The organism is Bosea sp. RAC05, assembly GCF_001713455.1.
Taxonomy (GTDB): domain Bacteria; phylum Pseudomonadota; class Alphaproteobacteria; order Rhizobiales; family Beijerinckiaceae; genus Allobosea.
Genome location: NZ_CP016464.1, coordinates 4,469,960 through 4,484,305, shown reverse-complemented (window position 1 = coordinate 4,484,305; position 14,346 = coordinate 4,469,960). Strand labels below are relative to the sequence as shown.

At 68.2% G+C, this 14,346-nt stretch carries 12 protein-coding genes; 5 read left to right on the top strand and 7 right to left on the bottom strand.

Annotated features, from left to right (window positions below; translation table 11 throughout):
* Positions 1–47: 47 nt before the first annotated feature.
* Together BSY19_RS24740 and BSY19_RS24735 are read left to right on the top strand one after the other, a co-directional pair.
* Positions 48–2,156 carry a DUF294 nucleotidyltransferase-like domain-containing protein gene (locus tag BSY19_RS24740; protein ID WP_069056483.1) on the top strand — a complete coding sequence of 703 codons (2,109 nt, stop codon included), beginning with the start codon at positions 48–50 and terminating at the stop codon, positions 2,154–2,156.
* Between the two features lie 57 nt (positions 2,157–2,213).
* Positions 2,214–3,944: a carbamoyltransferase family protein gene (locus BSY19_RS24735; RefSeq protein ID WP_069056482.1), complete on the top strand. Its 1,731-nt coding sequence runs from the start codon at positions 2,214–2,216 to the stop codon at positions 3,942–3,944.
* 18 nt (positions 3,945–3,962) lie between these two features.
* Here the strand turns inward: BSY19_RS24735 and serA are convergent, their stop codons facing one another.
* From serA to BSY19_RS24720, 4 genes are all read right to left on the bottom strand, one after another.
* Entirely contained in the window at positions 3,963–5,552 is a 1,590-nt protein-coding gene (gene serA, locus BSY19_RS24730; protein ID WP_069057376.1) for a phosphoglycerate dehydrogenase, read from the bottom strand.
* A 209-nt stretch (positions 5,553–5,761) separates the two neighbouring features.
* Positions 5,762–6,940: a phosphoserine transaminase gene (locus BSY19_RS24725; protein ID WP_069056481.1), complete on the bottom strand. Its 1,179-nt coding sequence runs from the start codon at positions 6,938–6,940 to the stop codon at positions 5,762–5,764.
* 124 nt (positions 6,941–7,064) lie between these two features.
* Positions 7,065–7,619: a hypothetical protein gene (locus tag BSY19_RS27735; RefSeq protein WP_150129721.1), complete on the bottom strand. Its 555-nt coding sequence runs from the start codon at positions 7,617–7,619 to the stop codon at positions 7,065–7,067.
* Positions 7,620–8,631: 1,012 nt separating this feature from the next.
* Entirely contained in the window at positions 8,632–9,108 is a 477-nt protein-coding gene (locus BSY19_RS24720; protein ID WP_257785751.1) for a YqhA family protein, read from the bottom strand.
* A 276-nt stretch (positions 9,109–9,384) separates the two neighbouring features.
* Here BSY19_RS24720 and BSY19_RS24715 point away from each other — a divergent pair, with 276 nt between their 5' ends.
* Complete coding sequence (locus tag BSY19_RS24715) at positions 9,385–9,750, top strand: endonuclease domain-containing protein (RefSeq protein ID WP_210184397.1); 366 nt, start codon at positions 9,385–9,387, stop codon at positions 9,748–9,750.
* A gap of 235 nt (positions 9,751–9,985) precedes the next feature.
* On the top strand, positions 9,986–10,249 hold the full coding sequence (locus tag BSY19_RS24710; protein ID WP_069056478.1) for a hypothetical protein: 264 nt from the start codon (positions 9,986–9,988) through the stop codon (positions 10,247–10,249).
* Between the two features lie 13 nt (positions 10,250–10,262).
* On the opposite strand, the gene BSY19_RS24705 is transcribed toward BSY19_RS24710, so the two are convergent.
* Genes BSY19_RS24705 through BSY19_RS24695 form a run of 3 tightly spaced genes read right to left on the bottom strand, consistent with a single transcriptional unit; the run spans position 10,263 to position 12,620 of the window.
* Entirely contained in the window at positions 10,263–10,718 is a 456-nt protein-coding gene (locus BSY19_RS24705) for an RbsD/FucU family protein (protein WP_069056477.1), read from the bottom strand.
* Between the two features lie 31 nt (positions 10,719–10,749).
* Positions 10,750–11,598: an amidohydrolase family protein gene (locus tag BSY19_RS24700; protein ID WP_069056476.1), complete on the bottom strand. Its 849-nt coding sequence runs from the start codon at positions 11,596–11,598 to the stop codon at positions 10,750–10,752.
* Entirely contained in the window at positions 11,595–12,620 is a 1,026-nt protein-coding gene (locus BSY19_RS24695) for an aldo/keto reductase (RefSeq protein ID WP_069056475.1), read from the bottom strand. The genes BSY19_RS24700 and BSY19_RS24695 overlap by 4 nt, the downstream gene beginning before the upstream one ends.
* A 182-nt stretch (positions 12,621–12,802) precedes the next feature.
* Between BSY19_RS24695 and BSY19_RS24690 the strand changes: the two genes are divergently transcribed.
* Positions 12,803–14,155 (top strand): ABC transporter substrate-binding protein, encoded by a 1,353-nt coding sequence (locus BSY19_RS24690; protein WP_069056474.1) that lies wholly within the window; start codon positions 12,803–12,805, stop codon positions 14,153–14,155.
* Positions 14,156–14,346 lie beyond the last annotated feature (191 nt).

The window sequence follows — 14,346 nt, the reverse complement described above, 5'->3', positions numbered from 1 at the left end:
AGAGGGCCTGACGTTAGGGTGCTCCGCAGAAGCGCGGAGACAACCGCATGCCGAACCTGCTCCAGGCCACCCCGCTCTTTGCCGTGCGCGGCGTCGCGCTCGACGCCGAGACCACCGGGCTCGATGTCCGGCGCGCGCGGATGATCGAGTTCGCGGCGGTTCATCTCGATGGCGGGCGTCTCGACCGCGCCAACGCCTTCCAGAGCCTCGTCGCCTGCGATGTCGAGATCCCGGCCGCGTCCCGTGCCGTCCACGGGCTCGACCGGGAGGCCCTGCGCGGGGCGCCCGCCTTCGAGGTGCTCTACCCCGGCATCATGGCCTTTCTCGCCGGGCGGGTGGTGATCGGCCACACGATCGGCTTCGACATCGCCATGCTGACGAAGGAGGCGGAGCGGCTGGGGCAGCGCTTCGTGCAGCCGCTCGCGCTCGACATCCGCCTGCTGGCGCAGCTCGCCGAGCCGGGCCTGCCCTCCTATTCGCTGGAGGCGCTGGGCGCCTGGCTCGAGATTGCGCCGCAGGAACGCCACCGGGCGCTGGGCGATGCGATGGCGGCCGGGCTCATCTTCCTCGCGCTCGCCCCGCGCCTGCGCGACCGGGGCATCCGCACGGTCGGGGAGGCGGTGGCGGCCAGCCGCCGCATCACCGACGCGATGGCGGGCGCGGCCCCGCCCGCCTGGGAGCTGCGCCCGCCCGCGCAGGATGGCGACCCGCTGCCCAAGCTCGACAGCTATCCCTACCGCCACCGCGTCCGCGACGTGATGCGGGCCGATCCGGTGATCCTGCCGGAGGAGACGCCCGTCGCCGCGGCGCTGGCCGCGATGACCGGCCGGGGCGTCAGCTCGGTCTTCCTCGGTGGCGAGGGCGCCGGTCCCGAGGCCACCGCCATCCTGACCGAGCGCGATCTCCTGCGTGCCATCGGCCGGCACGGCGCCGAGGCGCTGGCGCTGCCGGCCGGCCGCTTCGCCTCGCGGCCGGTCGTGGCGGTTCCGGCCGACGCGTTTCTCTACCGCGCGATCGGGCGGATGAGCGCCCGCAACATCCGCCATCTCGCCGTGACCGACGACGAGGACCGGATCGTCGGGGTGGTGACGCCGCTCAAGCTGCTGCAGCTGCGCGCCGGCACGGCGGTCGCGCTGGGCGACGACATCGACGCCGCCCCCGATGCGCCTGCGCTCGGGCAGATCTGGTCGCGCCTGCCGCTGATGGCGCGTGCGCTGCTGGCGGAGGACGTGCCGGCTCGCCTGATCGCGGCGGTGATCGCGCGCGAGGTCGGCGCGCTGACGCGGCGCGCCGCCATCCTGGCCGAGGCGGAGCTCGTGGCCGAGGGCGCGGGGCCGGCGCCCTGCGCCTATGCGGTGCTCGTCCTCGGCTCGGCCGGGCGTGGCGAGAGCCTGCTGGCGATGGACCAGGACAATGCGCTCGTCTTCGCGGAGGGGGAGCCGGAGGGGGAGGCCGATCGCTGGTTCGCGCGGCTCGGCCGGCGCATGGCGGCGATCCTCGACGAGGTCGGCGTGCCCCTGTGCAAGGGCGGGGTGATGGCCTCCGAGCCCGCCTTCCGCGGCTCGCTTGCGACCTGGCGCCAGCGCATTGCGCAATGGCTCGGCCGCTCCAGCCCGGAGGATCTGCTCAGCGTCGACATCGTCTTCGACTTCAAGGCCGTGCATGGCGACAAGGCGATGGCGGAGCGGCTCTGGCGCGATGCCTGGGCTGCGGCCAAGGGGCAGATCCCCTTCCTCAAGCTGCTGGCGGAGAATGCCGGCCAGCCGGCGGCGGGGCTGACCCTGTTCGGGGGGCTGCGCACCGAGGATGACGGCCGCATCGACCTGAAGCGGACGGGGCTGAAGGACATCGTCACCACGGCGCGGCTGCTGGCGCTGCATCACGGCCTGCCGCGGCACGCGACGCAGGCGCGGCTGGAGGCGGTGGCGGAACTCGGCGCGGGCGGTGCGAGCGATCTCGCCGAGATCGACCGCGACCATGCGCTGCTGCTCGACTGCATCCTGAGCCAGCAGCTCGCCGACATCGCCGAGGGGCTGAGCCCGTCCAACCGGGTGGCGCCCGGCACGATCGGCAAGGCCCGGACGGCGGCGCTGAAACAGGCGCTCGGGCGGCTCTCGATCCTCGACGATCTGCGCCGCGACCAGCTCTCGGGGTGATCCCCGCCGATTTCATGCTAGGGAGGGCGGTGCTCACCGGATGCCCGACCTGCCAGCATGACCTACACGATCGGCCTCGCCACCACCTTCCATGATCCCGCCATCGCGATCATCGGCCCCGACGGCAGCGTCCTCTTCGCCGAGGCGACCGAGCGCTATCTCCAGTTCAAGCGCGCGCCGAACTGCGAGCCCGACACCGCGCCGCGGATGGAGGCGCTGCTGAAGCGCTACATCCCCGCCGATGCCCAGGTCGCGATCGCGACGAGCTGGGGCGAAGACTTCACCGGCTTTCTCGACCAGATGAGCCGGGCCGGGTCCTTCACGCTGGAGGCGCTGCTCAAGCTCTCGCCGGAGCTGAACCGCTCGCTGGTGCCCGAGCGCACCGAGCGCGCGCTGATCGCCTCGCTGCATCAGGGCCAGCAGCGTGCCGGCATCGGCACGTTGCTCGGGCTCGACCGCGCCTTCGGCCGCGCCAACGTCACCGGGCTCACGCGCTTCGGCCATCACCTGTCTCATGCGGCCTATGCCTGCTGGTCCTCGCCCTTCACGGACGCCGCCTGCCTCGTCGTCGACGGCATGGGCGAGACCGGGGCGTCCGCCATCTTCGCGCTGGAGGGCGGGCGTATCCGCGAGGTCAAGCGCCATCGCGGGCGCGAATCGATCGGCTTCTATTTCGGCCTCGTCACCGATCTCGCCGGCTTCGACCAGGCCAAGGGCGAGGAGTGGAAGATCATGGGGCTCGCGCCCTATGGCCGGACCGACGACCGCCTGATGGCGCTGCTGCGCCGGCTCTATACGATCGAGGGCCACAGGCTGTCCTTCGCCAAGGCCGATGTCGTGCAGGCGGTGGCGGCGGAGATCCTGAGCCTGCGCCCGGCGGACGCGCTCGACAGCGGCTGGGCTGATCTCGCCCGCTGCGGGCAGGATGTCTTCGCGGAGATGATGGAGGCGCTGCTGGGGGAGACGGCCGCGCTGGTGCCGTCGCCCAACCTCGTGCTCGCCGGCGGCTGCGCGCTGAATTCCTCCTTCAACGGCAGGATCGCGGGCCGGCATGGCTTCGCGCAGGTCTTCATGCCCTCGGCGCCGGCCGATGACGGCAATGCGATCGGCGCCGCCTGGCTCAGCCATGCGCAGCGCAATCCCGACTGGCGCGCGCCGAAGGGGCCGCTCTCGCCCTATCTCGGCTCGACCGTCTCGACCGAACCGCTGGAGCGGATGCAGGCCTGGGAGCCGCGGCTGCGCAAGCTCGCGCCGCAGGAGGTCGCGCCGGTGACGGCGAAGCTGCTCACGGAAGGCAAGCTGATCGGCTGGGTGCAGGGGCGCGCCGAGTTCGGGCCGCGCGCGCTCGGCAACCGCTCGATCATCGCCGATCCGCGCCCGGCCGACGCCAAGGACATCCTCAACGCCAAGGTGAAGTACCGCGAGGCCTTCCGGCCCTTTGCGCCCTCGATCCTGGCCGAGCAGGCGCCCGACTGGTTCGAGCATTATCAGGACGCGCCCTATATGGAGCGCACCCTGACCTGGAAGGCGGCGGTGCGCGCCCGCGTCCCGGCCGTGGTGCATGAGGACGGAACGGGGCGGCTGCAGAGCGTCACGGCGGCGCGCAACCCGCGCTATCACGCGCTGATTTCGGCCTTCCACGATCTCACCGGCGTGCCGGTGATCCTCAACACCTCCTTCAACATCATGGGCAAGCCGATCCTCCACAGTGCGGAGGATGCGATCCTGATGTTCTACACCAGCGGGCTCGACGCGCTGGTGATCGAGGACTGGCTCCTGGTGAAGTAGCCAGTCCTCGCGCGGTGGTCAGAACTTCAGCCGCCGGGCGCGCTTGACCATCGGAATCTCGTGGATCTGGTCGAGCAGCGCGTCGGAGATCGCCTCGTCGACCGCGACATAGCAGATCGCGTCGCCGCCCGGCTTGTCGCGGCCGAGCGAGAAGGTCGCGACATTGACGCCGGCGGCGCCGAGCAGCGAGCCGAACTGGCCGATGAAGCCCGCCTTGTCGGCGTTGCGGACATAGAGCATGTGCGGGGCGAACTCGGCATCGACCTGGATGTCGCGGATCTCGACGATGCGCGGCTTGCCGTCCTGGAAGACCGTGCCGGCGGCGTGGCGCGGCATGTCCTCGGCATCGACGACGATCTTGATGCGGCTTTCGAGATTGCCGGCGACCTCGCGGGTCAGCTCCTCGACGACGATGCCCTTCTCCTTGGCCACCATGGCGGAGTTGACCATGTTGATCTCGGGCAGGAAGGGCCGGAGCACGCCGGTGATGGCGGCGGCCGAGATCGCCTTCAGGTTCAGGCTGGCGACCGCGCCCTCGTATTCGATGCGGATGCCCTTGACCGGGGCCTCGGTGAGCTGGCCGAGGAAGGAGCCGAGCTTCTCGGCGAGATCGACGAAGGGCTTCACCCGCGGCGCCTCTTCCGCCGTGATCGAGGGGAAGTTCACCGCATTGGTGATGGCGCCCTTCAGCAGATAGTCACTCATCTGCTCGGCGACCTGGAGGGCGACATTCTCCTGCGCCTCATTGGTGGCGGCGCCGAGATGGGGCGTGCAGACGACATTGTCGAGGCCAAAGAGCGGGTTGGATTCCGCCGGCTCGACCGAGAAGACGTCGAAGGCCGCGCCCGCGACATGGCCGGACTTGATCAGCGCGGCCAGCGCCTGCTCGTCGACGAGCCCGCCGCGGGCGCAGTTGATGATGCGCACGCCCTTTTTCGTCTTCGCCAGCGCCTCGGCCGAGAGGATGTTCCTGGTCTTCTCCGTCATCGGCACGTGCAGCGTGATGAAATCGGCGCGCTTGAGCAGATCCTCGAGCTCGACCTTCTCGACGCCGAGCGCGACGGCGCGCTCGGGCGAGAGATAGGGGTCATAGGCGATGACGCGCATCTTCAGGCCGATCGCGCGGTCGGCGACGATCGAGCCGATATTGCCGGCGCCGATCAGCCCGAGCGTCTTGCCCGTGATCTCGACGCCCATGAAGCGGTTCTTCTCCCACTTGCCGGCCTGCGTCGAGGCGTCGGCCGCCGGGATCTGGCGGGCGAGCGCGAACATCATCGCGATCGCATGCTCGGCGGTGGTGATCGAATTGCCGAAGGGCGTGTTCATCACGATCACGCCGCGCGCCGTGGCGGCGGGGATCTCGACATTGTCGACGCCGATGCCGGCGCGGCCGATCACCTTCAGCCGGGTCGCGGCCTCCAGCAGCTTGGCGGTGGCCTTGGTCGCCGAGCGGATGGCGAGGCCGTCATAGTCGCCGATGATCGCGGCAAGCTTGTCCTTGTCCTTGCCGAGATTGGGATCGAAGGTCACGTCGATGCCGCGATCCTTGAAGATCTGCACGGCGGCGGGGGAGAGGGCGTCGGAAATCAGAACCTTGGGCGCTGTCATGAGGATGGCTTTCGACTGGCGCGGCGCGTCGGCGCTCTGCGCTTGCGTGAAGGAGGAGGCGGAAGGAAACACGGCCGTCATCCTGGACAAGCGGCGAAGCCGCGCAGGCCGGGATCCATCCTAGGGCACCGCGGTGCCTTATGATGGATCCCGGGACTTCGCTGACGCGAAGCCCCAGGATGACGGTGAGGGTGTTGGAAGGGGCGCGCTTACGCCGCCTTCTTGCCCAACCCGGCCTTCGCCTCGGCGAAGGCGTAGGCCACCCACGGCAGCAGCGCCTTGAGGTCGCGCGACTGGACGGTGGCGCCGCACCAGATGCGCAGGCCGGGAGGGGCGTCGCGGTAGTGGCCGAGGTCGTAGCCGGCGCCGGCCTTCTCGATGATCGAGACGACCTGCTTGGCAAACGCCGCCTGCGCGTCCGGAGCCAGCGCGGTCACCGCCGGGTCGGTGAAGGTCAGGCACACGCTCGTGTTCGAGCGCGTCTTCGGCTTCACCGCGAGGAAGTCGATCCAGTCGTTCTCTTTCACGAATTTCGCGATGACGCGCAGGTTCCCGTCGGCGCGCTTCACCAGCCCGTCGAGCCCGCCGACCTTCTTGGCCCAGGCTAGCGCATCGAGATAATCCTCGACCGCGAGCATGGAGGGGGTGTTGATCGTCTCGCCCGAGAAGATCCCCTCGATCAGCTTGCCGCCGCTCGTCATGCGGAAGATCTTCGGCAGTGGCCAGGCCGGCTTGTAGGTCACCAGCCGCTCGACCGCGCGCGGCGAGAGGATGATCATGCCATGGGCCGCCTCGCCGCCCAGCACCTTCTGCCAGGAGAAGGTGGTGACATCGAGCTTGGGCCAGTCGAGCTTCTGGGCAAACGCCGCGGAGGTCGCGTCGCAGATCGTCAGACCCTCGCGGTCGTCGGCGATCCAGCTCGCATCGGGCACGCGCACGCCCGAGGTCGTGCCGTTCCAGGTGAAGACGACGTCGCGGTTCTTCGTGTCGACCTTCTTCAGGTTCGGCAGCTCGCCATAACCGGCCTCGAAGGTGCGGACATCGGCCAGCTTGAGCTGCTTGACGACATCGGTGACCCAGCCGGCGCCGAAGCTCTCCCAGGAGACCATGTCGACGCCGCGGGCGCCTAAGAGCGACCACATCGCCATCTCGACGGCGCCGGTGTCGGAGGCGGGCACGATGCCGATGCGGTAATCGGCCGGCACCTGCAGCACCTCGCGCGTCAGGTCGATCGCCGCTTTTAGCTTGTCTTTGCCGATCTTGGCGCGGTGCGAGCGGCCGAGCGCGGCGTCACCGAGTGCCTTGAGGGACCAGCCGGGGCGCTTGGCGCAGGGGCCGGACGAGAAATGCGGCACGCGCGGACGCGCGGCCGGAACCGAATTCACCATCGATGTCTCCATCCTTACAGATGGGCGCGCCGCGTTGGGGCGGCGTGTCCCGTCGATGGGGGTAAGGCGCGAGGGCGGGGGGAGTCAAGGGTAGGGGGCTAATGCCGACGTGCAAACCAGAAACCTAGCCTTTTTTCGTCAGCCCAGAACCTGATTTGTTCTCATGTGCAATGTAGTCGTGTATTAGCTGTACGTGGATAACGTTCATATCGACGCCGGTTTGCCCAAGTTCTGCCAGTAGATTTTTTTGACGGCTTTTATCCATATCGACTTGGTCGAACGAATCGCCGGCATTGCCTCTCGTGCGCAACGATCGGAGCGGCGGCATGCCGATCTTTGTGAACTCGAATAGATATTGAGAATGTACGAGTGAATTTCGAGTTTCTCGTAATTTATGAAGATCATTCATTATAGATTCAAAATGCGCGATCCATTCGGGTCGGGTGCGCGCTCGAGCAAAAACTGGATCTTGAAGAACCATTTCCCTCAATTTTTTGATCTTTTCGTAATTTGACATTCTTGCTAGTCGCGACTGGCTCTTCCCCCAGTTTTCGTGGCCCCACCCCAATAAGAGACATTGATCAATCAATCCTTCTACCCATTGGAAAATGATTACGTATTTCCCAATCATCGCGAACATGGATTCTGTATCGGCATCTGTCCAAGCTGATTTTTCCAAGATCACCCCCCCCAAATTTTCCATTTTCGTGGAAGATGAATCATGCGACGGTGTCAAGCAAGGCGCGGGGAACCCCTCTCCTTACAGGAGAGCGTTCTCTGTCGCGGTTCCCGCGGCTGTTCGGCTGGGTGGGAAGAGGCGTCGCGGTTGCGAGGGCGTCGGCGAAGGGCGCGGGGAACCCTTCTCCCGGATGGGAGAAGGGCAGGGATGAGGGACCGCCGCTGATTGTTTGAGACGAGACGGAGCCGTTGCGCCTTCCATTGAAACGGCAGGCCCTCATCCGGCGCTCCGCGCCACCTTCTCCCATCCGGGAGAAGGGAAGAGAGCGTCGCGGTTGTTTATCCCCGCCTCTCCCAGCGCCGTTAATCTGCCCCCACCTCATCCCCGAGGGGCCGCCATCCGGAAGGCAAGCCGTTGGTGGGGATGGGCGCGGCGCCTGCGGCTGGCCTTGCACGCCAGTCCCGGGAGGCTTCGGGGCACCGCCCTGGGGGTACTACGGCCCCTGCGCGAGGAGCTCGCTGGACCGGTCGTTGGCATCACGCCTTCGTCCCATGCCGGACGGCGCGACAACCCGATGAGGGGAACTGGCGCCCGAGGGCTCGCGGCGCAGGCTGGCCTTCGACCCGATAAGCGCGGCCCGAGGTCCGAAATCGCCGACAAGCGGAGCGCCACGGGGCGTGCGGGCAGTGGCTCAATCTGCCCGCGCCGCATCCTGGCTCAATGGATGCGGATTTACACCCACGCGCCTCGCGGCGCTCCGCTGCCCCTCGTTTTCGACGCCTGCGTGCGAGCGCGGGCGGGGATTTCGGCTGTGTGCGCTTGAGGTGAAGCGCGGGGAACCCTTCTCCCGGATGGGAGAAGGGCAGGGATGAGGGACCGCCGCTGATCGTTGAAACGCGACGGAGCCGCAGCACCTTATTGCCGAAACGGCAGGCCCTCATCCGGCGCTCCGCGCCACCTTCTCCCATCCGGGAGAAGGGTAGACGGCGTCGCGCTTGCGGCGCGGGGCGCTTTACGCGTGTTCCCGCGTCAACCGCTCGGCGAAGGAGATGCCGATGGCGGACAGGACGAAGGTGAAGTGGATCACGGCCACCACCGCGACGATCTGGATGTTTTCGAAGCTCAGGCCGCTGCCCAGATACGTCTTCAACGCATGAACGCCGGAAATGGAGATGATGGCGAAGGCGAGCTTCAGCTTGAGGTTGTAGGTGTTGACGTGGTCCAGCCAGTCCGGCTTTTTCGCGACCTCGTCGTCAAAATGGCCCGTGGTCACGAAGAGCGAGACACCCGCCAGCGCCACGACCCAGACCAGTTGCGCCACCATCGTCATGTCGACCAGTTCGAGCACCTTGATGATCAGGTCGATCTTGCTGAGGTCGCCGAACATCAAGGTGGTCATCAGCTTGTAGGCTTCGACGAGGAACTTGCCGAGGATGCCGAGAATGATCGCCACTAGGCCCACGTAGAAGAACATCATGGTGAATCTCATGCCGTAGAGCAGAGAGCCGACCCAGGACAGTAGTCTTTCCATTTCTGATGACCTTCAACCAGCATTCCCCAGATGAGCGCTGGATTCGGGCGACTTCTGCCCGGTTTTGTGATGTTTGACAAGGCCGTGCCGACGTCGCCCGCCTGCGCAGGACGTTGCGGAGATTGCAGGCGAGCGCGTGACGCCGGAGGCGAACCGCGTTGGCGGCGAAGGACGCGGGGAACCCCTCTCCCGGATGGGAGAGGGGCAGGGGTGAGGGACCGCCATTGATCGTCGATGCGATCGGCGGCAGCATCACGGCCTATGACGTCCGAACAGCGCCAATTTGCGAGACGGCTCCGGCGGCAAGCCACCGAGCCAGAAGACGTCCTCTGGTCGCTGTTGCGCAACCGCCGTCTCGATGGGCTCAAGTTCCGCCGGCAGGTTCCGTTGCTCGGCTACACCCTCGATTTCGTCTGCATCGACCGCAGGCTGATTGTCGAGGTCGATGGACGCCAGCATGGCTGGGAAGCCGACTATGACGCCGAGCGAACGGCCGAGATCGAGCGCTTTGGTTTCACCGTGATCAGGTTTCGGAATGCCGAGATCATCGATGACCGGGATGCCGTTCTGGCTGCGATCCGCAAGGCGGCCGGCGGCTAGCGCGAGCCTCAGGCGGTGAGGGCCCGCTGCTGATGAACAGAGCGAAACGGAGCCGTTGCGCCTGCTTGGGGCGACGGCAGGCCCTCATCCGGCGCTCCGCGCCACCTTCTCCCATCCGGGAGAAGGGAAGAGGCGTCGCGACACCGGCACCTCTCCTGCTGGGACGGGTGCGCCTTCGGGGCAGCATCCCTGCGGCGATCGTGCTAGGGCGACCCCAGTGCAAGGAAAACGGACCATGGCCCAGAAGACGCCCGAACAGCTCGCCCGTGAATTCGAGGGGCGCAAGGCCAAGGGGCTGGCCAAGGGCGCCGCCGCCTTCTGGCCGAACATCCTCGCCAATGCGGTGCTGAAGCTGACCGCGGCGCGCGAGGAGATCACGGTCGCGGCGCTGACCGAACTGCTGACGAAGGACGCCGAGTCGAAGGACACGACGCTGGCCGCCGGGGCCAAGGAGGCGCTGGCGCGTCTGCGCCAGGCGGTGGCGAAGGGGGAGGATTGAGGGTTGTGGAGCCTCACCCCGGCTCGCCGGCGATGACGCCCTTGCGCAGCAGGAAGCAGCCATAGGGCCGGGGGTCGCCGACCTGGACCACGGCGAAGGCGTGCCGTGCGGTCTCGTAGAAGGCGAAGCGCTCCATGCCGGCGAGCGGGTGGGGCGCGCCCAGCGCGGCTTCGACCTCGCGCTGCACGGCGGCCTGCACGGCGGGAATCGTCTTGGGCTCGTCGACGACATACATGCGGCGCACGGCGTCGGGCTCGAAATCGTCGATCGGCAGCACGGAGAGGATGGCGCGGGCCGCCCGCTCCATGGTGAGCCCCGGCAGGCGCACGAGCCGGCCGCTGGTGGTGGCCCGCGCGATCGTCTCGGCGGGGTGGTTGGCATCGACCAGCGCGAGATCGTCGCCATGGCCCATGGCGGCGAGGATCCAGAGCAGATCGGCGGAGAGGACGGGGTCGAGGGTCTTCAGCATGGCGGGGTCGTCCTCTCCGGCGAAAGGCGGGTCACAGCCGCCCCCGCCGGGCGCAATAGACGCGTTGCGCAGTGCCGCCGAAGATCGCAGCTCGCTCGTCCTCGTTGCAGCCGCCGAGCAGCGTCTGCGCCGCGTCGAACCAGCGGTCGTAGGGCGCGCGCAGTGTCACCACCGGCCAGTCGCTGCCGAAGATCAGGCGGTCCGGGCCGAAGGTCAACAGCAGATGGTCGACGACCGGGCGCAGCGTCTCGAGGCTCCAGTCCGGCGCGGCTTCGGTGACGAGGCCGGAGAGCTTGCAGAATGTGCCGGGATGGGCGGCGAGCGCTTTGATCCCCTCGCGCCAGGGCCCGAGATCGCCAGCGACGAGATCGGGCTTGGCGCCGTGGTCGATGACGACGGTGAGCTGCGGCTCGCGGGCGAGCAGCGCGAGCGTGGCGGGGATATGCGGCGTCTTGATCAGGGCGTCGAAGACGAGGCCGTGGGCGACCATCGCGGCAAGAGCCGGCGCGAGCGAGGGGCGCGCGAGAAAGGCGAGGTCGGGGATGTCCTGCACCATCGGGCGCAGGCCGACCAGCAGCGGGTCGGCGGCCAGCGCGGCGATGCGGGCGGGGGCGTCGGGCGCCTCGACATCCACCCAGCCGACGACGCCGGCAATGAGCGGCGTGCGCGCGGCGGTGTCGAGCAGGAAGCGCGTCTCGGCCTCGGTCGGCGCGGCCTGGACGAGGATCGTCCGGTCGATGCCGTGGCGGGCGAGCAGGGGGGCGAGGTCGTCGGGCGTGAAGTCGCGGTGGATCGGGCCGAGCGCGGGCGTCAGCCAGCCATAATCGCCGCGCGCGATCTGCCAGAGATGCTGGTGGGCGTCGATGCGAAGCGGATTCATTGGGGCACCGGGACATCGGCGGCGAGGAGGCCTTCCGCCTTGAGGTCCGCCCAGAGCGCGGCCGGGACGGGCTGGGCGAGTTCGGCGATCTGGTCGGCGACCTCGGCGGGCGAGACCGCACCCATGACGAGGCTCGCCACCGCCGGATGGCCGAGCGGGAACTGCAGCGCGGCGCGGCGCAAGGGAACGCCATGGCGGGTGCAGACGGCCTCGATCGCGGCGACGCGGGCGAGGATCCCGGGCGGGGCGGGGTTGTAGTTGTAGCGCGCGCCGGGGACCGGGCCGGTGGCGAGGATGCCGGAGTTGAAGACGCCGCCGAGCATCAGGCCGATGCCCTTCTCCAGCGCGAGCGGCATGAAGGAGGCGAGTGCCGGCTGCTCCAGCAGCGAATAGCGCCCGGCGAGCAGCATGGTGTCGAAGTCCCCAGTGCGGGCGAAGCGCTCGCACATCTGCGCCTCGTTGACGCCGACGCCGATCGCGCGGACGGCGCCGGCCGCCCGCAGGGCCTCCAGCGCGCGATAGGCGCCGTTCATGGCCTCGCCGAAGCGCTGCTCGATCAGCGCCGCGCCATGCGTCCAGACATCGACATCGTGGATCAGGACGATGTCGATGTGGTCGACGCCGAGCCGCAGGGCCGACTGCTCGAGGGAGCGCATCGCGCCGTCATAGGAATAGTCGAAGCGCATCCCGTGCGGCAGGCCGCCGCGATAGCCCGAGCCGTCGCCGCGCCCGGCAAAGGGCTCCGCGACGCGGCCGACCTTGGTCGAGAGGACGAGCCCCTCGCGCGGCACCCGCCGCAGCGCCGCGCCGATGCGATGCTCGGAGAGGCCGTGGCCATAGAGCGGGGAGGTGTCGAAGAGCGTGACGCCGCCCGTGATCGCGGCCTCGACGGTGGCGACGGCTTTCGCCTCGTCGAGATGGGCATAGAGATCGCCCAGCGGCGCGCCGCCGAATCCGAGCGTCGAGACGGGCAGGCGGCTGCGGCCGAGCGGGCGCGGCGCGAGGGCGGGGGCGGGCGGCATCGGGCGTTTCCGTGATCGTTGGCGGGAGTATGTGCACACCGACATGTTAGCTTGCAACCGTCTTCGATCGGGATTAGCGTCCGCCCCAAGATGGTGGCCGGCGATCAGGGACGAGGTCCCGCGCCAGCGCCGCAGAACAGCCCGAAACGGGCGATGCGTGAGCAGTCCAGGGAGGACGAGAGATGAGCCAGACCCCGATCAAGCCGAGCCGCCGCGCGCTGATGCGCGGCACCGCCGCCTTCGCCGCCGCGGGCGCGATCGGCTCGCCGCTGGTGCTGCGCGAGGCGCGCGCCCAGGCGGCCTTCAACTGGAAGCGCTTCGCGGGCACCAGCATCGACGTGCTGCTGGTGAAGAACCCGCGCTCGGAGATGTTCCAGGCGGCGGAGAAGGAGTTCACCGAGCTCACCGGCATCAAGGTCTCCTCCGAGCAGGTGCCGGAGCAGCAGCGGCGCCAGAAGGCGGTGATCGAGTTCGCCTCGGGCAAGCCGAGCTTCGACGTGTCGGGCATCTCGCTGCATGTGCAGAAGCGCATGGCCGCCAAGGGCAAGTGGTTCGAGGATCTGAACCCCTACATCAAGGACGCCTCGCTGACCTCGCCGGACTTCGCCTTCGAGGATTTCGGCGCCGGCCCGGTCGCCTATGCGCGGCAGGCCGACGGGTCGCTCGATACGCTGCCCTTCTTCGTCGACTACTGGATGGTCTACTACAACAAGGAGCTCTTCGACGCGAAGGGCGTCGCCTTCCCCAAGACGATGGAGGAGATGTTCACCGCGGCGCAGAAGCTGCACGATCCCGCCAAGGGCGTCGCCGGCTTCGTCTCGCGTGGCCTCAAGAACGCCAACGTCCCGGTCTGGTCCTGCCTGATGCTCGGCCAGGGCATGGAGGCGACCTCGGCGGACGGCAAGCTGCAGACCGATACGCCCGAGGCGATCTGGGCGGCCGATCTCTACCGCAAGCTCAACAAGGAGACCGGCCCGGTCGGCTCCGTCGGCTTCAACTGGAACGAGTGCCAGACCACCTTCATGCAGGGCCGCGCCGCGATGTGGCTCGACGGCATCGGCTTCGCCACGCCGCTGGAGGATCCCAGCAAGTCGCGCATCGTCGGCAAGGTCGGCTATGGCGTGACGCCGCCGGGGCCGAAGGCGCATCATGCCGGCATGTTCGGCGACGGCATCGGCATCTCGCGCGGCTCGCAGAAGAAGCAGGCCGCCTGGCTCTACATCCAGCACATGACCAACAAGGCCCAGCAGCTCGCCATGCTCAAGGCCGGCGCCGGCGCGCCCGCGCGCTCCTCGGCCTATCTCGACACCGCGACGATCCAGGCGTCGAAGTTCGGCAAGCAGTATTTCGACTGCCTGCTGGCCTCGGCCAAGATCGCCCGGGCGGCGCTGCCGCAGATCGTGCCGGTCACCGAGTTCCGCGACGTCTTCGGCGTGGCGCTGACCAACATGATCGGCGGGTCGGATGTCGCCGCCGAGCTGAAGAAGGCGACGGAAGCCTTCGCGCCGGTGCTCGCCAAGAGCGAGCAGGGGTAACTGGTTTCGTTGGAAGGAAGAGCGCGGGGAACCCTTCTCCCGGGTGGGAGAAGGGCAGGGATGAGGGACTGCCGCTGATTGCTGAGGTGCGACGGAGCCGTTGCGCCTCTTTGCTACAGCGGCAGGCCCTCATCCGGCGCTCCGCGCCACCTTCTCCCATCCGGGAGAAGGGAAGAGACGTCGAGCTTGCA